Source organism: Arthrobacter rhizophilus (genome assembly GCF_026241105.1).
Taxonomy (GTDB): domain Bacteria; phylum Actinomycetota; class Actinomycetes; order Actinomycetales; family Micrococcaceae; genus Arthrobacter.
On record NZ_JAPFFT010000021.1, the window covers coordinates 38,483 to 59,349 of the forward strand.

The following is a 20,867-nucleotide window of genomic DNA, read 5'->3' on the forward strand; positions in this document are numbered from 1 at the left end:
CAACACTTACTAATCAGTTTGCCGGTCAGACTTAGCCAGTTCAGCTAGGGCAGCCCAGCGAGGATCCAGGACCTCGTGGTGGTGCCCCGGCTCGTCTTCCAGACGCACTCCGCATTCGGAGCAGAGGCCCTGGCAGTCTTCCCGGCACACCGGCTGGAACGGCAGCATAGTTACAACTGCGTCCCGCAACACCGGCTCAAGATCGATTAGATCGTGCTCGACTCGACGTTGCTCTTCATCGTCTTCTTCGTCCGAAAGCTCAATGCCTTCATAGAAGAAAAGTTCTTGCACATTGACCTCAAGGTCATACGCAAGGGGATCCAGGCATCGTCCGCATTCGCCCTTGACTTCAGCGAATACGGTTCCAGATACCAGAATTCCTTCGTGTACGGCCTCAAGCCTCAGGTCGAGCTCGATTTCCGAGCCTTCCTGAACACCAATGAGTGCCACACCAAGGTCACTTGGCGCGGGTACATGTTCAGTGAGCGTCCGCATGCTTCCTGGACTACGTCCGAGGTCCTTGACGTCCAGCGTCAAAGGCGAACTTGCATCTCGCTTAATGAGAACTCCTGTAGAACATATGACCGACGTACCATCTTAGCCTGAACGCGTGAACGGACTCAAACCGGGTCAAATTCATCGCGTTCTGCCCCGAGGTACCGATCTAGCTTACCCGCTGCTGGGCTACTCTGCAGACGACTCGCCAGCCAGGAGCCTCTTGAGCACGGACTTGGGCACGAAATCGGAGACATCGCCGCCCAGAACTGCGATCTCTTTGATCAGGGTGGAGGACAAATGCAGGTAATGGGCCTCCGCCGGAAGGAAAACAGTCTCGACGCCGGCTAGCTGGCGGTTCATGGTGGCCATGGGGAGTTCATAGTCAAAATCCGAGGACGAACGCAAGCCCTTCACGATCGCCGAAATCCCCCGATGCCTGCAATACTCAGCCAGCAGCCCCTCCCCCATGGGTTCCACGATGATCCCTCGGAGCGACGCCAGGGTCTGCCGCGCCATCTCCATGCGTTCTTCGAGGCTGAAGCGGTATTTCTTCGCGTAGTTGGTGGACACTGCCACGACCACTTCATCGAACAAGCCAGCAGCCCTTGCGATGACTTCCAAGTGTCCGTTGTGGATAGGGTCAAAGGAGCCAGGGCACACCGCGCGTCTCATGGTTCGAACCTACCGCATCCACTGCCGTGGGCACTATGGCGATAGCATGGCTGACATGCCGGCCCGGACGAGCCGGAAGCCATCACTCCAGGAAGGCAAGATACAGTGACGAGCCCGGCCCCTCTCAGCGCGAACACCCCCGGCGCCCCCTGGCAGCAGGCTACCGGCACCGCCCCGTGGCAACGGGCCGCAAGCGGCGCCAACCTGCTTTCCGCTGACGGCAGCCTGGGCGTGACCATCTTCGAAGAGATGACAACCCTGGCAATATCCACCGGGGCCATCAACCTGGGCCAAGGATTCCCGGACGAGGACGGTCCCGCGGAAATCAAGGCAGCGGCACAAGCAGCCATCTCGGCGGGGGCCAACCAGTACGCACCGGGCAAGGGCATCCCTGAACTTCGTGAGGCCATCGCCGCTCACCAGGACCGCTTCTACGGACTGACTCCGGACCCGCAGACCGAGGTCATCGTGACCACCGGGGCCACCGAGGCCATCGCCGCGTCATTGCTCGCATTCATCGAGCCCGGCGATGAGGTCCTGACATTCGAACCGTTCTATGACTCGTATGGCGCCATCATCGGGCTCGCCGGCGCCAAGCATGTGACCGCTCCCCTGCTCGCGCCCGATTTCCTCCCGGACCTGGACGCCCTGGAAACGGCCTTCAGTGAGCGCACCAAGGTTGTTCTCCTCAACAATCCGCACAATCCCACAGGTGCGGTCTTCCCGCGCGAGGTGCTGGAACGCGTGGTCGAACTCGCCCGGAAATACGATGCCGTGATCCTCAGCGACGAAGTCTACGAACACCTGACTTTCGGTGTGCAGCACATTCCGGTCGCAAGCATCCCCGGTGCTGCTGAACGAAGCGTGACCATCTCCTCGGCCGGAAAGACGTTCTCCTTCACTGGCTGGAAGATCGGCTGGCTCAGTGGTCCTGAACACCTCGTCGCAGCGATCCGCACCGTCAAACAATTCCTCAGCTACAGTTCCGGCACTCCTTTCCAGAGCGCGATAGCCGTGGGCCTGGCCTTGCCGGACGGGTTCTACACGGCCATCGCCTCCACTCTCCAGGCCAAGCGGGACATCCTGGCCGAGGGCCTGCGGGCCGCCGGCTTCGGCGTCTACACCCCGCGGGGTACATACTTCATCAACGTGGACACTGCACCGCTGGGTATCGACGACTCCGTGGACTTGGCGCGGCGGCTTCCGTCGCTTGTTGGGGTGGCCGCCATCCCCGTCCCCGTTTTCTGCCACCCCGAAGGCGCGGAGAGGACCCGCAGCCTCCTTCGGTTCGCCTTCTGCAAGAAGACCGAGGTACTCGAAGAAGCCGCCGCAAGGCTGGCCACCCTGCGGGACAAGCTGTAACTGTGCCTACCGGGCAAGCTCACGAGGGACGGCGGTTCCTGCGGACCACCGGGCAGCATGCCGCGATCGAAGCCGACCCGTTGATCGCGGGCGCCTACATCTTGCGAATCGGCGACGCCGAGCAATCCCATGTCAATCTCGCGGAGCCCACAGAGATCTTCTACGAGTACTTGCGCAGGATCGGCCACCTGGTGGATCTAGCCGCGCCTGGCGGGCAAGCTATCACGGCCCTTCACCTCGGTGCCGGGGCGCTCACCTTGGCCCGGTACATCGAGGCGACGAGACCCGGTTCGGAACAGCATGCCGTCGAACTCGAACGCGAGCTACTGGATTTCGTGCTCCAGAAACTGCCCCTGCCGGACGGTACCCGCTTGGCTACGCACATAGGCGACGCGCGTGAAACCCTTGCGGAGCTGCCCTCGGAACTCGCGTTCGACGTCGTGATCCTGGACATCTTCTCCGGTCCCGAGGCTCCGGCCCATATTGCCTGCAGGGAGTTCTACGAGGAAGCCGCAGCACGGCTCCGGCCGGACGGCGTGCTCATTGTCAATGTCGGCGATGAAGCGGCCTTGACCTTGGTGCGGAGCCAGGTCGCTGCGATGCGCGAGGCGATGCCCGATGTTGCAGCCTTCGCCGAGAGTGGCATGTTCGCCGGCCGTTATCCCGGCAACATCATCCTCGTCGGAACGCGCTGGCCATGGCCAGCCCTGTGGACAGCAGAACTTTTGGCCCGCGGACCGCACCCCTCGGCCGTCTTGAGCGGAGTGGAACTGGACCGCCTTTCGGGCTAGCGCCGCCTTTCGGGCTAGCGCCGCCTTTCGGGCTAGCGCCGCATCTCCGGCCAGGGACCCGCTAGACGGGTTCGGCGAACCAGAGCTTCGTTTCGCCATACTTCTTGTCGGCGAACCGTTCGAGGGTGTCCGGCCAGTCCGGTTCCGGAGAACGCGAGGAACGTTCGACCACGACGACGGCACCTTCGTCCAGGTGGAAGGCAAGCTTGGCGAGGACAGCCTTGAGGGAAGGCTCGTCCAAGGGGTACGGCGGATCCAGGAAGACCAAGTCCCAGAGGGCATCGTCCGCAGCGCGCTCCAGGAAAGATTCCACCTTGGAACGGTGGACGGAGACCGTCCTGCGTCCCAGCACCTGGTTGGCCATGTCCGCGTTTCGCTGGCAGACCTCGGACGCGCGGGCATCAAACTCCACGAGTTCGGCGGTGCGGGCGCCCCGGCTGGCACTTTCGATACCGAGTGAACCCGAGCCGGCGTAAAGGTCAAGGACGCGGGCATCGTCGATGGCGTCGAGCGCCTCGAGCCGCGAGAACAAGGCCTCCTTGACGCGGTCAGTCGTGGGCCGGGTGGCATTTCCCGGAACGCTGACCAAGGGGTTGCCGCCCACCACGCCGGCAATGATCCGGCTCACGGGCGCGCTCCCAAGGCGTTGCACCCGGGGGTACCGCCGGGCGTGGATTCCTTAGCCGCGTTCAAGGAACGCCTCCTTTTCGGGATTGAGATATTCGTCGATTGCCGCGGCGAGTGCTTGTTGGCCTTGCAGCCCTGGATCGTTGGCCACGAGCAGCTGGGCATCGGTGCGGGCACGGGCGATCACATCCTCATGCTCCAGGACCCGCAACAGCTTGAGGGTGGAGCGCCCACCGGATTGCGAAGCGCCCAGGATGTCACCTTCGCGACGCAGCTTGAGGTCTTCCTGGGAGAGTTCGAAGCCGTCGGTGGTGGACGCAACGGCGTCCAGGCGCCTGCGGCTCGGATGGCCGGGCTCGAGCGAGGTGACCAGCAGGCACGTGCCCGGCAGACCGCCCCGGCCAACCCGCCCGCGCAACTGGTGAAGTTGCGAAATGCCGAAGCGGTCAGCATCCAGGATCACCATGAGGGTGGCGTTATGGACGTCCACGCCAACCTCGATCACCGTGGTGGACACCAGCAGCTGGGTCTGGTTGGCAGTGAACGAGGCCATGGTTTCAGACTTGAGCGCCGCGTCCTGTCGTCCGTGAAGGGGTTCCACCCGGACGCCGCGCAAGGCGGGTTCCTGGCTGAGTGTCTCGACGACGGCGGTCACCGAGGCGAGCTCGCGAGCGGGACCCTCGTCCGAAAGTTCGGCGTCGCTAGGTTCCGCTTCGCCGGGGCTGAAGTCGCCGTCGTCGTCGTCTCCGATCTTGGGACAGACCACGTACACCTGATGCCCGGCGTCGATCTCTTCCCGCGAGCGTTTCCAGATCCGCGCCGCCCAGCCCGGGTTTTCCGCGAGCCCCACCACGTGGGTGGAGATCGGTGCCCGGCCTGCGGGAAGTTCGTCCAGCACGGACGTTTCGAGGTCGCCGAAGACCGTCATGGCAACGGTGCGCGGAATCGGAGTGGCGGTCATCACCAACAGGTGGGGCGGCCGGTTCGCCTTGGCTCGGAGCGCATCCCGCTGCTCCACGCCGAACCGGTGCTGCTCATCCACGACGATCAGCCCGAGGTCCTGGAAGGAGGTCTTGTCGCTCAGCAATGCGTGGGTACCGATCACAATGCCGGCATTGCCCGAGGCGGCGTCCAGCATGGCCTGCTTGCGGGCGGCCGTAGGCATGGAGCCTGTCAGCAACGTGACCTGGACCGATCCCGGGCCGCTCCCGGGGTTGCTGTCCAACAATCCGGCCCCGCCCAGCATTCCAGCGCCACCGAACAAACCGTCGCGGGCCAGCGGACCGAGGGTTCTCCGGATGGAATCGAAATGTTGTGCCGCGAGGACTTCGGTGGGGGCAAGCAACGCCGCCTGTCCGCCGGCATCCACCACCTGCAGCATTGCGCGCAAGGCCACAATCGTCTTCCCGGACCCGACTTCACCCTGCAGTAGCCGGTTCATCGGCGAGTCCAGTGCCAGCTCCTGGGAAAGCGTCTTCCCGACGGCGGCCTGGCCGGCAGTGAGCGTGAACGGCAACTGCCGGTCGAAGGAGGCAAGGATGCCATCGGGCACGGGCCGTCGTGCGGTCGCCTCTTCCGCCGCCAGTTGGGCCCGACGCCGTGCCAGCGCGGTCTGCAACACCAAGGCTTCCTGGTAACGGAACCGGTCCCGGGCACGCTGCCAGTCTGTTGCCGTTTCCGGCGAATGGATCAGCCGATATGCCTGCCCTACCTCGAGGAAATTCTCCCGGGAGGCAATTTCCGAAGGGAGTGGATCTTCAATGCTGTCCACATCGATAGTGTCCAGGAGGGTGGTGATGACCTTGTGGATGGACCAGCTGGTGAGCTTCGCTGTGGCGGGATAGACGGGGATGGGCATGGCCGCGAGCTTCTCCGGATCAACGGAACCGGCCAACTCGGGGTCCTCGTCCAGCACCATGAAGTCCGGATTGGTCATGCCCAAGGAGCCGCCATAGCGGCTGACCTTGCCGGAGAACATGACGCGGCGCCCCGGCTGGAGTTCACTGCGGGCACGGAAGCCATTGAAGAAGCTGATCTTCAAGGTTCCGGGAATCTGCTCGCCGCCGGCCTCGTCAGTGACCACCACGTCGGTCAACGACCCGCGCCTTGCCCGCATCTGCCGGGTGGAGTTGGACAGCACCCTGGCGATAAGGGTGGCTTCTTCATCCAGCGGCAGTTTGCTGATGGGGGTCAGCTCCCCGCGGCTCAGGTAGCGGCGGGGAAAATAGTTCAGCAGCTCCCCGACCGTGTCCAGGCCGAGGTGCTTCTCGATGACGGAGGCGGAGCGCTTGCCGATCCTTCGTTCGAGCGGAAGCTGGAGCTCAGGATTCATGCCCGTGCTGGCCTGCCGGGAGGCCAGGGTCGCGCGGCATCGACAGCTGGCTGACGGAGATGTCGGTGGGGTCGCCGAGTGAGCGAATGATTGCGACTGCGGGTTCCGCGTCCGGTACGTGGACATGCACGCGCCAGCGGTAGCTGGTTTCTACCGTGTCATCGTCATCATCGTCGTCGTCCCCGGCATCGTCCCGTCCTGCCGGGCTGCCCACAGGGCTCGCGCTGCCCACCTGACTCATGATGACGGAGTCGCCAAGTTCGTCCAATCGCTGGCGCAGCGTGGCAGCGGCCAGCGGTGAAAGACTAATAGTGCACATGACTTCGACGCCGTCGTCATCAGGCATTCCCGCATGGATGTGCGGATCCTGCAGGTCATAGCCGTGGAGGCCGTCCAATAGCTCATCCTGGAGTTCTTCGCCGAGCACGGCCGAACGCAGGCAGTCGAGGATCAACAACATACCCACGCCGCCCGCGTCCACCACATGGGCCGCATGCAGCGGGGCGAGCTGGTCCTCGGTGCGTACCACCGCATCCAGCGCGGCATTGACCGCGGCATCGAGGGCCAGTCCCAGTGCCTGGTTGCTGTCATCGCCATTGTGTGCGGTATCGCATTCACCCGCGGCCCTTGCAGCAGCCTCCAGAACGGAAAGCATGGTGCCCGGCACAGGCTCGCTCAAGGCAGACCACGCCCGGATCTGGGCACGGTTCAGGGCGATAGCAAGGAGCGGCGCGCTGAGGCGGGTGTGGCCGGCGAGCGGCTCAGCCGCCGCACACAGAAAGACGGCGAAGAGTGTTCCGGAGTTCCCGCGCGCCTGTTCCATGGCCGCCCGGCCTGCATTGGCCAGAACAGCACCGACGTCGTTTGTTGGTTCGTCCCGGCCGGAACCATCAACAAATGCCGCGGCGGCGGCGCGGACAGTGAGGTACAGGTTGGTGCCGGTATCGCCATCTGCCACCGGAAAGATGTTGATGGCGTTGAGGCGATCGCTGTGATTCCCGAGCGTAGTCTCCGCCTTGCCCAGCCACCGCTTCATGGCGTGCGCATTGGCGGCAATCTTAGTCTGCAAAGTGATCCCATCCCACGGTGTCAGCGGGCATTCCCGCTATCCGGACGCCGCTGTGCTGCCCTTCGGCAACGGCCTGGATCGAGCCTATCGCAGTGAAGCCGGAAGGTAGCTGAACATTTGCTGGAAAAGTCGCCAGCAGACCGTGGTCCTCTCCACCGCCGAGAATCCAGTCCATGGGATCGAGGCCAAGGAGGGCCGAGGCAGCTTCCAAGGGGGTGGCGAGCGCCTTGAGTGCTATGGGGTCGAGATCGAGCCCGACACCGCTGGCGTCGGCGAGCCGGACGCCGTCGCGCAACAGCCCATCTGAGACATCCATCATGGCGGTTGCTCCGGCTTTGGCACCCAGCGGACCTGCCGCAAGCGGCGGCTGCGGCCGGCACTGGCTGTCCATGAGTGCGCGTTGGGCGGGATCCAGCGTACCGACGGGAATGGTGCTTTCAAGGAGGGCCAAACCGGCGGCAGCGCGGCCGACAGTTCCAGCAAGGGCCAGGACATCCCCGGGCCGGGCACCGGAACGCAGCACGGCGGGAAGCCCGTGCATTGTTCCTATGACCGCGACCGTCACGGCGATTTCACTGCCACGGCCCAAGTCTCCCCCGGCAACCGAACAGTCGGAAGCCCCCAGACCGACGATGCCGGCCGTCAACCCATCTGCAAAGTCCTCGACCCACTGCACGTGAGTGCCGGGCGGCATGGTCAGGCTCACGACGAGGGACACCGCCGTACCACCCATCGCGTTGATGTCGCTGAGATTTTGTGCCGCCGATTTCCAACCGACGTCATATCCAGTGGTGCGGTATCCGTTGTTCCATTCCAGGCGGAAGTCCTGGTCCTGGGTCTGGGTGTCAATGGAAACAAGGGTCTTGCCATCCGGAGCGGCGACGACGGCGGCATCGTCACCCGGCCCGAGCAGCACACTGCTGCTGTGGTGCAGGCGCGGAAAAATACGCGCGAGGAGCTCCGCTTCGGAGAGCTCCGCGACAGTCTGTTGTTCCATGGACACAGCTCTACGCTATCGCGAACCGCCGACAAAGAAGGGCCCGTCCACGGCAGCCGGGGCTTGACGGGCCCTTCAGGCGGCGTGACGTGCATAACGAGGAAGCGGCCGCTAGTACTGAAGAGATTTGCAACCCAGCATGCTGTCGCCCGCCGACAAGGGGCTGACTGCGAGGCCATAGGCACAAACCTTGTAGCTTCCCGGTTGCTTGAGCGGAAGGCTCACGTTGAAGCCGTGATCGCCTGGGACCTGCATCACGCCGTTGACATCCGAGCGCGGCACACTCGCAGTAAACGGATAGCCAGAGGTGGTGCCGTCAGGCGCAGTGACGTAAAGGTGCACCGGAATAGACGCGCCAGGCGTGCCCGGATCCAGTGTCCATCCCAACGCGGCGATGACGGACGACGTGCCGCTGCGGGCGACCGCAACGCCGTCCAAGGATCCGATCGGAGCCGCAGCGGACATCACTTGGAATGTCTTGCAACCGAGCATTGTGTTCCCGGCCGACAACAAACTGACGGCGAGGCCATAGGCACAGACCTTGTAGGTTCCGGGCTGATCGAGCGGAAGGCTCACTTTGAAGCCGTGATCGCCTGGCACCTGCATCACGCCGTTGACATCCGAGCGCGGCACATTCGCAGTAAACGGATAGGCAGTGGTGGTTCCGTCGGGCGCCGTGACGTACAGGTGCACCGGGATAGAGGCGGCAGGCGTGCCCTGATCGAGTGTCCATCCCACGGCAGTGATGGCGGACGATCCGCCGCTGCGAATCGGCGTCACGCTCTCCAAGTATCCGACCGGGGACGCGGCTAAGACCACTTGGAGTGTTTTGCAACCGAGCATGGTGTTTCCGTCCGACAGCGGACTGACCGCGAGCCCATAGGCACAGACCTTGTAATTCCCAGGTTGGCTGATCGGAAGGTCCACCTTGAAGCCATGATCGCCTGGGACCTGCATCACGGAATTCACGCCCGGGTATGGAGCGTTAGCCGTGAACGGAGAGGCAGCGGTGGTCCCATCAGGCGCCGTGACATAGAGATGTACCGGAATGGACGCACCAGGCGTCCCCGGATCGAGCGTCCATCCTTCCGCCCTGATGGCAGCCCCGGATCCGTTGGGAACCACTGCGATGCTGTCCAAATACCCGATCGGTGAAGGCGTTCCTTCGATGGTCAGTTCCCGGCAACCCAGGCCGATATTTCCCTGGCTGCCAATGGCGTAGACGCAGACCTTGAATGTCCCTGCCACTGTGACCTCGAAGTTCGAGGAGAATCCATGATTGCCGGGCACCTTCATGATCTGGTTGACATCCGGCCTCGGCAGGTCGGCCGTAACTGCATGCCCGTTGTCCTGAACCCCGTTCGGCGGTGTTATGTACACGTGAACCGGGGAGGAAGGCGCGGGATTCGCTCCGTCATAGGCCCAGCCATTGACATTGAGGACAAATTTGTCCCCCGACCGCGTCAGCGTGGCTCCATCCAGGTTGCCGACGGCAGGAAGGCGGTAAGGCCGAATAGTCACGACCGCGGCACTGTCAGTCAGGGACTCGACCGTCACCGTGGTTCCGGCATGCGTAGTGAAGGTGGATCCTGCCGGCCAAGTCTCCTTGGTGTTGTAATTCCCGGCAAACGGAAAGGTCGAGAAGGGCAGCTCAATCGTGCTGGCTCCCCCACCTCTCTGCACAACTTTGACGCCTCGATTCCCCCCCACGGCAACGGCCGAGTCATAGCCCACCGGTGTGCGGAGCTCCAGGTAGTAAACCTCCCCGGAAACAGCGTCCGTGAACTTGACGGCCCGGGCAGCACTGCTTCCGGCCCACGGTGACAAGGTGAAGCTTCGCGATGAGCTCACGGCACCGGCGTCGACAATTTCATCTCCGCGGCCAAGCTGGAAGGCGTCCCAGTTCGGTGAGCTGATGGCCGGCTTTTCGTAATATCGCGAGATGCCCATGATGTCGAGGCTGTCGCCGTACGGCCGGATGCTGCAGCTCGGATCGGCGAATCCGGAATACGGGCCCGGCGCCACGTCCGAAACGCCACTGCCGCACTGCAGGCTGTTGGCGTGATCCAGCCCCAAGGTGTGGCCGAACTCGTGGGTTAGCACAGGGTTGGTGAGTGGACTTATTTGCGGGATGACAATCCTGCCGCCGATCATTCCGTTGCTGTACGTCATGCCCGCCGCGCCGTTGTTCAAGCTACTGGGAACAAAGATCACCAAGGCCCGCTGGGCGGTTTGGGACCAACCGAGTTCGCCGGAAACAATATCGGCAATCTGGCCAGGCTGCTGCGTGGAAAGCGCCGACGAGCGGAAGCGTGCTGTGCTCGCGACCACCGAGATGCCCACTCTGTTGTTTGTCATGGCTAACCAATAGGCGTCGGCTGACGAGATCGCAGCCAGTGCCGAAGCCATCGGCACAGCGCTGTCCGTCTGCGCGGCCGTCTTGTCTGCGAGCTGGACCGTGACCACGGTCGCCTGTATCTTTCCGGTGGGCAGCGCGGCTATTGCATCCGCTGCGGCCACCGGCGCGCCCTGTTTACCGGACGGCGTCGGGGAACCCATCGATCCGGGTGTTCGAACGACGTCGTTTGGCGGCGCAGGATCAACCGGGGCCGAAACACGCGGGACGCTAGCGGGTTGGGCCTGAATCTGCGGGACCGACGACGGAGATACAAGGCCCGCAACTGCGGCGGTTGCAGGAGTCGCCAGCAGGTTAGCGGCCAGCACTACAGCGACGAAGACTGGAGCGGCACGGAACAGTGGTCGCATATTTTTTCTCTCTACCCCATTTTGTGACAAGCACGCTGTCAGGCGATTCGTCTCATCGACCGGGTAGACCCTGGACAGGTCGAACCACTGGACCTTGAGGGACAGCGTCAGACGTCATAATGCCCTATCTCATGGCCTCTGCGCCTGAGCCTCGCAGGCAGTCTCCCAAAATTTCACCCTATGTATGCCCAGGGGACCTCCCCTTGCTTCGCCGATCCTGGCAGTCGCCTTCGCCGATCCGGGGGCCGCCGCCGCGATAGGCTTGATCAATGCGACAAACGAAACCCGCTGTGTACGTCCGCGCCCTTTGCTCCCTGACGGCCGCTGCGGTTTCGGTTCTTAGCCTGGCCGCCTGCTCCCCCGTCGTCGACGTCAAGCCTGCCGCTGATGCCGCGAACGCGGCCTGCGCGCCCATGATGGTGGCACTCCCGGACACCATCGGCGATGCCGCCCTGCGGAAGACCAACAGCCAAGCGTCGGCCGCATGGGGCGACCCTTCTGTCCTGATCCTGCGTTGCGGGGTCAACGTGCCCGGCCCCACCACGGACCGCTGCGTCACGGTGAACGACGTCGACTGGGTCATCAAGGAAGGCGACCCGGTATGGACACTGACCACCTACGGGCGCGAGCCGGCCACGGAAATCCTCATGGACCCGAACAAGATCAGCTCCGCCACGGTCCTTGCCGATTTGGCACCTGCCGCAGCGAAAATCAAGGCCGTGCGCAAGTGCGTTGGCCAGCCCGAGCTGCTGCAGAACCTGCCGACAAGCACCCCTGGGAAGTAGCAGGCTCAACGCTGGAACCGCTTTTCAGCGCCGACCGGTTTTCAGCGCAAGCCGGTTTTCCGATTGAGGGCCAGGTAGATGAGTTCGTCGATCAGCTCGGCGTAGCTCATCCCGGAAGCCGCCCACATCTGCGGATACATGCTCTTGGGCGTGAACCCGGGCATCGTGTTGATCTCGTTGATGATGAGCTCGCCGTCCGGGGTGTAGAAGAAGTCCACACGGCTGAGGCCTTCAGCACCGACGGCATCGAACGCTGCGGAAGCAAGCTCACGCACGCGGGCGATGGCCTCGTCTGGAATATCAGCCGGGCAGCTCAAGGCAGCGGCGCCGTCTTCCACGTACTTGGCGTTGAAGTCATAGAACTCGTGCTCGCCTGGAGCGACGGCAATCTCTCCGGGCATCGAGGTGCGCGGCGCCGCAGTACCGCGTCCTTCAAGGACGGCGCACTCGATTTCCCGGCCAACAATGCCGGCCTCGATCACCAGTTTGAGGTCGTGCCGACGTGCCTCCTCGACGGCGGCATCCAACCCGTCCATGGAATCGACTTTGGAAATCCCCATCGAGGAACCGGCGCGAGCGGGTTTCACGAAGACCGGGAAGCCGAGGCGGTCCACGCGCTTGCGCACGGCTTCAGCGTCGTTGATCCATTCGCGGTCCGTGACGGCAACGTAAGGTCCCACGGTAAGGCCGGCAGCCTCGAAAACGACCTTCATGAAGTGCTTATCCATGCCGACCGCGGATGCCAAAACTCCGGCTCCCACGTACCGGGTGTCCGAAAGCTCCAAGAGTCCCTGGACCGTTCCGTCTTCGCCCCAAGGCCCGTGCAGGAGCGGGAAAACGACGTCCACGGAACCGAGTTCCTCGGGTACGGCGTTCGGTGCCGTGACGATCAACTGGTGGGATCCGCCCACCTCGGCAAGCGTGACGGTCTTCCCGGACGGTGCCACCTCGGGCAGGGCCGCGGCGCTCAAGGACCACTTGCTGATATCAGCGGAAGGGATCACCCACTGGCCGGACTTGGCGATCCCGATGGGGACGACGTCGTACTTGCTCCTGTCGATGGCGCCCATGACTCCGGCAGCCGTCACGCAGCTGACCGCGTGCTCGCTCGAGCGGCCTCCAAAGAGCACTGCGACGCGCGGCCGACGACGTTCGGAGGGTTTTGCGGAAGCAGCAGTTCCAGAGGACTCAGCAACTCCGGCAGGCAAGGATTCTTCGGTCACAGTCAGTAATCGCCTTCGGACTTCAGGGAGCGGGCCAGGAGTCTGGGCCCAAGTTCATCAACGGATAGTTTGCCTTCAAGGACGGCCACCACGGCCGCCGTGATCGGCATTTCGACACCGAGCTTTCCGGCTAGTTCGTAGACAGCGTACCCGGACTTGATACCTTCCGCGGTCTGCGTCATGCGCTCTGTAACCTGGTCGAGGGTCAGGCCTTCACCGAGCAAACGGCCCGCCGTATGGTTGCGGGAGAGCGGCGAAGAGCAGGTCGCCACAAGGTCGCCCAGTCCAGCAAGACCTGCCATGGTGCGTGCCTCGCCCCCCAGGGCAAGGGCAAGCCGCGATGTCTCCGCGAGGCCGCGGGTGATCACCGAGGCCTTCGTGTTATCACCCATCTGCTTGCCTTCGCAGATGCCGACGGCGAGGGCGATGACGTTTTTCACGATGCCGCCGATTTCGACCCCCACCACGTCATTGCTGGTGTAAGGGCGGAAGTACGGCGCGGTGCAGCAGTGCGCAATTTCGGCAGCAGTCGCCTCGTCGCTGCATGCCACCACGGAAGCCGTCGGTTCTTGCCGCGCGATTTCCATGGCCAGGTTGGGCCCTGAAACCACGGCAACCCGCTCCTGCGGGATGTCGAGTTCCTCGGAAATAACCTGGCTCATGCGTGAGTCGGTACCGAGTTCAAGGCCCTTCATGAGGGAGACGACAATGGCGTCCGGAGCCACGAGTGGCTTCCATTTGCGCAGTTGCAGCCGAAGCGATTGTGCCGGTACAGCGAGAATGACGATCCCGGCACCGGCAAGGACCTCGGATACGTCCGTTGACGCCGTGATGCAATCGGGCAACGCGATGTCCTTCAAATACTGCGCATTGCGGTGCTCCGTGTTGATCTGGGCAACCACTTCGTCCCGCCGGCCCCAAATGCGGATGCTGCGCTCCGTGCCAGTGGCTATTGCCGCATCCGCCAGGACCTTGGCGAACGTGGTGCCCCAGGATCCAGCGCCAAGAACGGCGACTACCGCCCTATTGGACACGGGTACGCCGTCAGCAGTCACTGTTGTCCGTCCGCGCCGTTGGTGCCGGTTTCCTCAGTCGCTTGGAACCGACCGTGCTTGGACTGGTTGTGGGCTGCAGGATCCCAGCGTTCCGCAGGGGGTTCTTCCCCCCGCAAGGTAGACAGGAGTTCCGTGATGGCGCCCATGATGATGTCGGTCGCCTCTACCAAGGTGGCGCGGTCCAGGGCCCGACCCTGGAATGCACTGAGGTCCACCGGATCGCCCACCAGGATGCGGGAGGTCTTCCGGGGGAAGACATACAGACGCTTGGCATACCGCGGGAAGACTTCATGGGCGCCCCAATGGGCAATGGGAACTACGGGCGCACCCGTCTGGATCGCCAGGCGCGCGGCTCCCGTATGGCCCTTCATCGGCCACAAATCCGGGTCGCGCGTCAGGGTGCCCTCCGGATAGATAATGATGGCACCTCCGCCGTCCACCACCTCCTGGGCGGCTTGCAGCGAGCGGTTCGCTCCCGTCGTCGAGCGTTCCACCGGAATCTGGTTCGCTGCGCGCAACAGGCTACCCAGGACGGGGACCTTGAAAAGGCCCGACTTCGCAAGGAAATGCGGTGGACGCTTCATGTTGTAAAGCATGTGCCCCACCACAATGGGATCGATCTCGGTGCAATGGTTCGGGGCGGCAATAAAGCCACCTGCGGGGAGCTTTTCAGTCCCCTCCCACTTCTTTGCCATGAGGATGTTCATGAGCGGGCGCGCAATTCCCGCGAGAACAGCGAACATGGCACGGCTCTGGGCCGATTCCTTCAAGGTGTCCCCCGTTACTTGGAGTCGGTGAGGTCGAAATCGGCGCCCAGGCCGGCAAGCTTTTCAGTGAAGCGCTCGTAGCCACGGTTAATGATGTCGATCCCGGTCACCCTGGACGTGCCGGTCGCGGCAAGCGCCGCAATAAGGTGGCTGAATCCGCCACGGAGATCTGGGATATCGATGTCCGTACCCCTGAGCGGGGTCGGTCCCGAGATGACGGCGGAATGCAGGAAATTGCGCTGGCCGAACCGGCACGGCACACTTCCAAGGCATTCACGGTGGACCTGGATCGTGGCACCCATGCGGGTCAGCGCATCGGTAAAGCCAAAGCGGTTTTCGTACACGGTTTCGTGCACGATCGACACGCCTTCAGCCTGGGTCAGGGCGACTACCAGGGGTTGCTGCCAGTCGGTCATGAATCCCGGGTGCACATCAGTTTCAAGGACGAGCGGGCTGAGCTTGCCGCCAGGGTGGTAGAAGCGGATGCCGTCCTCGCGGATATCCATGCCGCCACCTACCTTTCGGTACGTGTTCAGGAAAGTCATCATGTCTCGCTGCGAAGCACCCTCGACGAAGATATCTCCACGGGTCACCAAAGCAGCGGAAGCCCACGACGCCGATTCGTTGCGGTCAGGCAGGGCGCGGTGGTTGTAACCGCCAAGGTCCTTGACGCCTTCGATCCTGATGGTGCGGTCCGTCTGGACGCTGATGATAGCGCCCATCTTTTGAAGTACAGCGATAAGGTCGATGATTTCGGGCTCGGTGGCGGCACCGCTGAGTTCCGTGATGCCCTCGGCGCGGGCGGCGCTCAACAGGACCTGTTCCGTGGCTCCCACCGAAGGGTACGGGAGGGAGATCTTTGCACCGTGGAGTCCCTTTGGAGCGGAAATGTGGATGCCGCCCGGGCGCTTTTCGACAACGGCGCCAAACTGGCGGAGCACGTTGAGGTGGTAATCGATGGGCCTGTCACCGATCTTGCAGCCGCCGAGGTCCGGAATGAACGCTTCGCCAATGGCATGGATCAGGGGCCCGCACAGCAGGATCGGGATGCGGGAGTCACCCGCGTGGGCGTCGATCGCGGTGCTGGACGCTGTCTTGGCGTTCTTGGGATCCAGCGTGAGATCGCCAGAGACGGGGTCTTTCTGAACAGTCACGCCATGGAGCTGCAGCAGGCTGGTGACGACCTCTACGTCCTTGATTTCCGGGACGTTCCGCAGCACCGAGGGTTCGTTGCCGAGGAGCGAAGCGACCATGGCCTTGGGAACAAGGTTCTTGGCACCTCTGACGGTGACGCGGCCGGTCAAGGGGACGCCGCCGCGGATTGTCAGGACACTACTCATCTATACCGGTTTCCTCACGAGTTGACGCCCCCATACTTACGAAGGCTCCACCTAAGCATAAAAGCTGACGTTACCGATTCGAAATGGAGCACGCCCCGAAGTGCTTCCGCCCACAGAAAAGGACCGGCACGGATCTTCGTCCAGACCGGTCCTTTCCTGCTGACCTACTGGATCCGTGCCGGCAGGGTCTTCGGTTTGAAGGAGGCTCTCGTGGCCTCGTAGGCCGTGATTTCTTCCTCGTGCTGAAGTGTCAATCCAATGTCGTCCAAGCCCTCCAGGAGGCGCCAGCGGGTGTAGTCGTCGATCTCGAACGGCGCCACGACGTTGCCGCATTCAACGGTTTTGGAGACAAGGTCAACCTTGACTTCCGTGCCCGGCGCGTTTTCAAGCACTTTCCAGATGAGCTCGATATCGTCTTGGGCAAGCTCGGCAGCCAGGAGGCCCTGCTTGCCCGAGTTGCCGCGGAAGATGTCCGCGAAACGGGAAGACAACACGGCTTTGAATCCGTAGTCCTTCAGCGCCCAGACTGCGTGTTCGCGGGACGAACCGGTGCCGAAATCGGGGCCCGCCACCAGGACGGATCCAGCGGTGAAGGGCTCCTGGTTCAGGATGAAGGACGGGTCCTTGCGCCACGCTGAGAACAGTGCGTCCTCGAAGCCGGTCCGGGTAATCCGCTTGAGGTAGACGGCAGGAATGATCTGGTCCGTGTCCACATTGCTCTGGCGCAACGGGACACCGATGCCGGTGTGGGTTGTGAACTTTTCCATGGGGATCCTCCTAGGCGGCGTCAGTGGTGGTGGATGCGGAGACGGAGGCGGGCTCCAGGTCCGACGGCGAGCTCAGCGTCCCGCGCACGGCCGTGGCAGCGGCCACTACAGGCGAGACCAAATGCGTGCGGCCGCCCTTGCCCTGGCGTCCTTCGAAGTTGCGGTTCGAGGTGGATGCGCAGCGCTCCCCTGGTTCGAGCTGGTCCGGGTTCATGCCCAGGCACATGGAGCAGCCGGCGAATCGCCACTCGGCACCGAATTCCTTGAACACCTGGTCCAGTCCCTCGGCTTCGGCCTCGAGGCGGACGCGTGCTGACCCCGGGACCACCAGCATCCGTACCTTCGGGTCCTTTTCCCGGCCGCGGATAACATCGGCTGCGGCACGTAGGTCCTCGATGCGGGAGTTGGTGCAGGAACCGAGGAACACCGTGTCCACCCGAATGTCCTTCATCGGCGTACCGGCCTCGAGGCCCATGTACTGCAACGCGCGTTCGGCAGCCAGCTTGGCATTTTCGTCGCCGAAGTCCTCGGGGAACGGAACCGCTTCATTGAGCGAAATACCCTGGGCCGGGTTGGTCCCCCAGGTTACGAACGGCTCCAAGGTATCGGCGTCGAGGTTCACCTCGACATCGAAAGTGGCGTCGTCGTCGGTGTGCAGCGTGTTCCAGTATTCGACGGCTGCGTCCCATTCCTCGCCCTGGGGCGCGTGGGGACGGCCGTACATGTAGTCGTAGGTGGTCTGGTCCGGAGCCACCAGGCCCGCGCGGGCGCCGGCTTCAATCGACATGTTGCAGACGGTCATGCGGGCATCCATGGAGAGTGCTCGGATGGCCGATCCACGGTACTCCAGCACGTAGCCTTGGCCGCCACCCGTGCCGATCTTGGCGATGACCGCCAAGATGATGTCCTTTGCAGACACGCCCGGACGCAGGGTGCCCTCAACGTTGATCGCCATGGTCTTGAACGGCTTGAGGGACAGCGTCTGGGTGGCCATGACGTGTTCCACCTCGGATGTGCCGATGCCCATGGCCAGCGCGCCGAAAGCGCCGTGCGTGGAAGTGTGGGAATCGCCGCAGACAACCGTCATGCCTGGCTGGGTGAGTCCCAGCTGCGGGCCGACCACGTGCACAATGCCCTGTTCGGCGTCGCCGAGCGAGTGCAGCCGCACCCCGAACTCCTGGCAGTTGTTGCGCAAGGTCTGGATTTGCGTGCGGCTGGTGAGATCGGCAATCGGCTTGTCGATGTCCAGGGTGGGAGTGTTGTGGTCCTCGGTCGCGATGGTGAGGTCCGGCCGGCGCAGTTTGCGGCCGGCCAATCGGAGACCCTCAAAGGCCTGCGGCGAAGTCACTTCATGCACGAGGTGCAGGTCGATGAACAGAAGATCGGGCTGGGCGTTGGCTCCTTCGCCTTCGCCCTTGCGCACTACATGCGCGTCCCAAACTTTCTCGGCCAGTGTCTTTCCCACGGCCTGCTCCCTTCACTGCGGTTGGCTTGACTACTTCCACTGAACATCAGCGATCCAAACTGCGCCAGCGAAACAACTTGCATCTCAGATATTGAGACGGCAATATCATTACATGGACAATTCTAGTGGAGTCGGCGTCATCGATAAAGCGGCCCAGGTGCTCGACGCACTCGAGGCGGGACCAACCACCCTCGCTCAACTTGTGGCCGCAACCGGGCTGGCCCGTCCCACGGTGCACCGGCTGGCACTGGCGCTGGTCCACCACCGCCTCGTGAGCCGTGACATCCAAGGGCGCTTCGTCTTGGGAAGCCGCCTCGTTGAGCTCGCCTCGGCGGCCGGCGAAGACAGGCTCATCGCTTCGGCCGGTCCTGTCCTCATCCAGCTCCGGGACGCCACCGGAGAAAGCGCTCAGATCTTCCGCCGGCAGGGCGACTGGCGCGTGTGCGTCGCTTCGGCCGAACGCCCGATCGGCCTGCGCGACACCATTCCCGTCGGTACCCAGCTGTCCATGAAGGCCGGGTCCGCCGCCCAAATCCTGCTGGCGTGGGAAGACCACGACCGCCTTCTGGACGGACTTCAGAATGCCCGGTTCACGCCGACGGTCCTGGCGGGAGTACGACGTCGGGGCTGGGCTCAGAGCTTGGGCGAACGCGAGCCTGGTGTCGCCTCAGTCTCCGCACCGGTGCGCGGCCCTTCCGGCCGGGTCATTGCTGCGGTGTCCATCTCGGGCCCCATCGAGCGCCTGACCCGCCAACCAGGGCGACTCCATGCCGAGGTTGTCTGCAATGCCGCGCGGGTGCTGACGGAGGCCCTGCGCAAGAACAACGACTGATCCCGCTCTCCACCACCCTCTCGGCATAGAAGGGCGCCCGTCACAGGCATGTAGGGTGGGCGCATGAACAGCTTTGCGGTGTTCCTGCGTGGGATCAACGTTGGCGGGATCAACATCAAGATGGCCGATCTCAAAGTGGCCCTCAAGGCATACCCCTTCACGGGGGTCAAGACCCTGCTGGCCAGCGGCAACGTGGTCCTTCAGAGCGATCTGGACGCGGCCGAAGTCAAAGAGCAGTGCGAGAAATGCCTGAGGGACGCATTCGGTTATGACGCCTGGGTAGTGGTCCTGACCGCAGAACGGGTTGCCGAACTTGTGGAAGCCTGCCCCTATCCCGCCGACGACAAGACCACGCACAGCTACATCACCCTAGCTTCGGACACGACCATGTTGGACGAACTGTTCGACGCCGGCACAGCCCTCGGCACGCCGGGACAGGGCGGCGTCGAGCAGGTCCGCTTGGGCCCCGAGGCTTCGGCCTGGCTCGCCCCGGCAGGAGGCACGTTGGATAGCCCCTTCAGCAAGCTCTCTTCAAAGGCCCGCTACAAGGCAAGCACCACCACCCGGAACTTGCGCACGCTCATCAAGGTCAGGGACGCAGCGGGAGCCCTCCAGGGGGACAGCGCTTAGGGGCCTCCGCGCCGTCCGTACCCTTTTTGATGTGGGAAAACGCTTACGACACGGCGAGTCACGTCATGCCGAGGCTTTAACTCGGCAAACAGGGTCAGGACGGCATGGCCTGGAGCCGAGATCTCTTCCCTGAATTGACTACCCCGTACTGTCGTCCCCTCCATTGATATGGGAAAGCGCTCGCGACACGGCAATTCGCGGCATTTCGAGGATTTCGCGCGGCAAACAAGGGGAAGACGATACGGCCTCCGGCACCAACTCCTCCGGCCTGCGCACAAAAAAGAATCCCCGGAACTTATCGGTTCCGGGGATTCATGTTGTGACCCCAGCGGGATTCGAACCCGCGTTACCGCCGTGAGAGGGCAGCGTACTAGGCCGCTATACGATGGGGCCTTGTACTTCATTGAACACCGCTTCCGGCATTCAAGCTGAATGAGTATTTCATACATTCAACATTGTTTCAAATCGGCGAACCGCTTCAAAACTTCCAAATTACCACGCAAATACATGGACTATTCAGAGCTGGGATACCAGGACTCGAACCTAGAATGACGGTACCAGAAACCGTAGTGTTGCCAATTACACCATATCCCACTGGTGCTTTTAGGCCGGATTCGATGGCGTAAACCTTCGCTCCGTGCCCCTCAGCACGAGTAATTACTTTACCCGAGACTCTCGATGCGCACAAATCGAGCGCACGGTCACGCGACCGGCACCGCCCTACGCTCAATGATCCGCCAATGGGAGCAAAAAACCCTTGCAAACCCCGGACCTTAAGTTTACTCTCGGTAAGTTACCACTCGGTAACCAACGCCAAACACTTGTTTCGTGGCACAGCCACAGGTCACGTCGCCTGTTAGCTGCGTCACATGGGGGGATCCCCGGCAGC

Annotated in this window: 18 protein-coding genes and 2 tRNA genes; 5 read left to right on the plus strand and 15 right to left on the minus strand. The window is 63.0% G+C overall.

Annotation, left to right across the window (positions count from 1 at the left end; translation table 11 throughout):
* Positions 1-9: 9 nt before the first annotated feature.
* Positions 10-537 carry a YceD family protein gene (locus OOZ51_RS16575; protein WP_265980874.1) on the minus strand — a complete coding sequence of 176 codons (528 nt, stop codon included), beginning with the start codon at positions 535-537 and terminating at the stop codon, positions 10-12.
* Positions 538-684: 147 nt separating this feature from the next.
* A complete protein-coding gene (gene coaD / locus OOZ51_RS16580) occupies positions 685-1,170 on the minus strand; it encodes a pantetheine-phosphate adenylyltransferase (RefSeq protein WP_265980875.1) in 486 nt (161 codons plus the stop codon).
* A gap of 105 nt (positions 1,171-1,275) precedes the next feature.
* Here coaD and OOZ51_RS16585 point away from each other — a divergent pair, with 105 nt between their 5' ends.
* Both OOZ51_RS16585 and OOZ51_RS16590 read left to right on the plus strand, forming a co-directional pair.
* On the plus strand, positions 1,276-2,532 hold the full coding sequence (locus OOZ51_RS16585) for an aminotransferase class I/II-fold pyridoxal phosphate-dependent enzyme (RefSeq protein ID WP_265980876.1): 1,257 nt from the start codon (positions 1,276-1,278) through the stop codon (positions 2,530-2,532).
* Between the two features lie 2 nt (positions 2,533-2,534).
* Entirely contained in the window at positions 2,535-3,323 is a 789-nt protein-coding gene (locus OOZ51_RS16590) for a spermidine synthase (RefSeq protein WP_265980877.1), read from the plus strand.
* A gap of 61 nt (positions 3,324-3,384) precedes the next feature.
* Here the strand turns inward: OOZ51_RS16590 and rsmD are convergent, their stop codons facing one another.
* From rsmD to OOZ51_RS16615, 5 genes are all read right to left on the minus strand, one after another.
* Positions 3,385-3,951, minus strand: coding sequence for a 16S rRNA (guanine(966)-N(2))-methyltransferase RsmD (gene rsmD / locus OOZ51_RS16595; protein ID WP_265980878.1), 567 nt, complete (start codon positions 3,949-3,951; stop codon positions 3,385-3,387).
* Between the two features lie 51 nt (positions 3,952-4,002).
* Positions 4,003-6,282 carry an ATP-dependent DNA helicase RecG gene (locus tag OOZ51_RS16600; RefSeq protein WP_265980879.1) on the minus strand — a complete coding sequence of 760 codons (2,280 nt, stop codon included), beginning with the start codon at positions 6,280-6,282 and terminating at the stop codon, positions 4,003-4,005.
* On the minus strand, positions 6,272-7,318 hold the full coding sequence (locus OOZ51_RS16605) for a DAK2 domain-containing protein (RefSeq protein WP_265980907.1): 1,047 nt from the start codon (positions 7,316-7,318) through the stop codon (positions 6,272-6,274). The genes OOZ51_RS16600 and OOZ51_RS16605 overlap by 11 nt, the downstream gene beginning before the upstream one ends.
* 22 nt (positions 7,319-7,340) lie before the next feature.
* The gene (gene thiL, locus OOZ51_RS16610; RefSeq protein ID WP_265980880.1) at positions 7,341-8,348 is read right to left on the minus strand and encodes a thiamine-phosphate kinase; all 1,008 of its coding nucleotides are present in this window, start codon (positions 8,346-8,348) and stop codon (positions 7,341-7,343) included.
* Between the two features lie 111 nt (positions 8,349-8,459).
* Positions 8,460-11,114 carry a hypothetical protein gene (locus OOZ51_RS16615; protein WP_265980881.1) on the minus strand — a complete coding sequence of 885 codons (2,655 nt, stop codon included), beginning with the start codon at positions 11,112-11,114 and terminating at the stop codon, positions 8,460-8,462.
* A gap of 269 nt (positions 11,115-11,383) precedes the next feature.
* On the opposite strand from OOZ51_RS16615, the gene OOZ51_RS16620 reads away from it, so the two are divergent.
* Positions 11,384-11,899: a DUF3515 family protein gene (locus OOZ51_RS16620; protein ID WP_265980882.1), complete on the plus strand. Its 516-nt coding sequence runs from the start codon at positions 11,384-11,386 to the stop codon at positions 11,897-11,899.
* Between the two features lie 41 nt (positions 11,900-11,940).
* Here the strand turns inward: OOZ51_RS16620 and OOZ51_RS16625 are convergent, their stop codons facing one another.
* From OOZ51_RS16625 to leuC, 6 genes are all read right to left on the minus strand, one after another.
* Positions 11,941-13,107, minus strand: a complete 1,167-nt coding sequence (locus OOZ51_RS16625) for a D-alanine--D-alanine ligase family protein (RefSeq protein WP_265980908.1) — start codon at positions 13,105-13,107, stop codon at positions 11,941-11,943.
* 17 nt (positions 13,108-13,124) lie between these two features.
* A complete protein-coding gene (locus tag OOZ51_RS16630) occupies positions 13,125-14,177 on the minus strand; it encodes an NAD(P)H-dependent glycerol-3-phosphate dehydrogenase (RefSeq protein ID WP_265980883.1) in 1,053 nt (350 codons plus the stop codon).
* Positions 14,174-14,947, minus strand: coding sequence for a lysophospholipid acyltransferase family protein (locus tag OOZ51_RS16635; RefSeq protein WP_265980884.1), 774 nt, complete (start codon positions 14,945-14,947; stop codon positions 14,174-14,176). The genes OOZ51_RS16630 and OOZ51_RS16635 overlap by 4 nt, the downstream gene beginning before the upstream one ends.
* A gap of 11 nt (positions 14,948-14,958) precedes the next feature.
* A complete protein-coding gene (murA, locus tag OOZ51_RS16640; RefSeq protein WP_265980885.1) occupies positions 14,959-16,284 on the minus strand; it encodes a UDP-N-acetylglucosamine 1-carboxyvinyltransferase in 1,326 nt (441 codons plus the stop codon).
* A 164-nt stretch (positions 16,285-16,448) separates the two neighbouring features.
* Entirely contained in the window at positions 16,449-17,051 is a 603-nt protein-coding gene (gene leuD / locus OOZ51_RS16645) for a 3-isopropylmalate dehydratase small subunit (RefSeq protein ID WP_265980886.1), read from the minus strand.
* Positions 17,052-17,061: 10 nt separating this feature from the next.
* A complete protein-coding gene (gene leuC / locus OOZ51_RS16650) occupies positions 17,062-18,516 on the minus strand; it encodes a 3-isopropylmalate dehydratase large subunit (protein ID WP_265980887.1) in 1,455 nt (484 codons plus the stop codon).
* Positions 18,517-18,628: 112 nt separating this feature from the next.
* On the opposite strand from leuC, the gene OOZ51_RS16655 reads away from it, so the two are divergent.
* Positions 18,629-19,348, plus strand: coding sequence for an IclR family transcriptional regulator (locus OOZ51_RS16655; RefSeq protein ID WP_028264661.1), 720 nt, complete (start codon positions 18,629-18,631; stop codon positions 19,346-19,348).
* A 63-nt stretch (positions 19,349-19,411) separates the two neighbouring features.
* Positions 19,412-19,978, plus strand: coding sequence for a DUF1697 domain-containing protein (locus tag OOZ51_RS16660; RefSeq protein ID WP_265980888.1), 567 nt, complete (start codon positions 19,412-19,414; stop codon positions 19,976-19,978).
* A 320-nt stretch (positions 19,979-20,298) separates the two neighbouring features.
* Here OOZ51_RS16660 and OOZ51_RS16665 read toward each other — a convergent pair.
* Both OOZ51_RS16665 and OOZ51_RS16670 read right to left on the minus strand, forming a co-directional pair.
* Positions 20,299-20,371 (minus strand) — tRNA-Glu (locus tag OOZ51_RS16665).
* Positions 20,372-20,500: 129 nt separating this feature from the next.
* Positions 20,501-20,572, minus strand: a tRNA-Gln gene (locus OOZ51_RS16670).
* Positions 20,573-20,867 lie beyond the last annotated feature (295 nt).

Bases quoted from the DNA above. Each gene is read 5' to 3' on its own strand.
- coaD (WP_265980875.1), bottom strand. From the start codon at position 1,170: ATGAGACGCGCGGTGTGCCCTGGCTCCTTTGACCCTATCCACAACGGA.
- OOZ51_RS16600 (WP_265980879.1), bottom strand. From the start codon at position 6,282: ATGAATCCTGAGCTCCAGCTTCCGCTCGAACGAAGGATCGGCAAGCGC.
- OOZ51_RS16605 (WP_265980907.1), bottom strand. From the start codon at position 7,318: ATGAAGCGGTGGCTGGGCAAGGCGGAGACTACGCTCGGGAATCACAGC.
- thiL (WP_265980880.1), bottom strand. From the start codon at position 8,348: ATGGAACAACAGACTGTCGCGGAGCTCTCCGAAGCGGAGCTCCTCGCG.
- OOZ51_RS16615 (WP_265980881.1), bottom strand. From the start codon at position 11,114: ATGCGACCACTGTTCCGTGCCGCTCCAGTCTTCGTCGCTGTAGTGCTG.
- OOZ51_RS16620 (WP_265980882.1), top strand. From the start codon at position 11,384: ATGCGACAAACGAAACCCGCTGTGTACGTCCGCGCCCTTTGCTCCCTG.
- murA (WP_265980885.1), bottom strand. From the start codon at position 16,284: ATGAGTAGTGTCCTGACAATCCGCGGCGGCGTCCCCTTGACCGGCCGC.
- leuD (WP_265980886.1), bottom strand. From the start codon at position 17,051: ATGGAAAAGTTCACAACCCACACCGGCATCGGTGTCCCGTTGCGCCAG.
- OOZ51_RS16655 (WP_028264661.1), top strand. From the start codon at position 18,629: ATGGACAATTCTAGTGGAGTCGGCGTCATCGATAAAGCGGCCCAGGTG.
- OOZ51_RS16660 (WP_265980888.1), top strand. From the start codon at position 19,412: ATGAACAGCTTTGCGGTGTTCCTGCGTGGGATCAACGTTGGCGGGATC.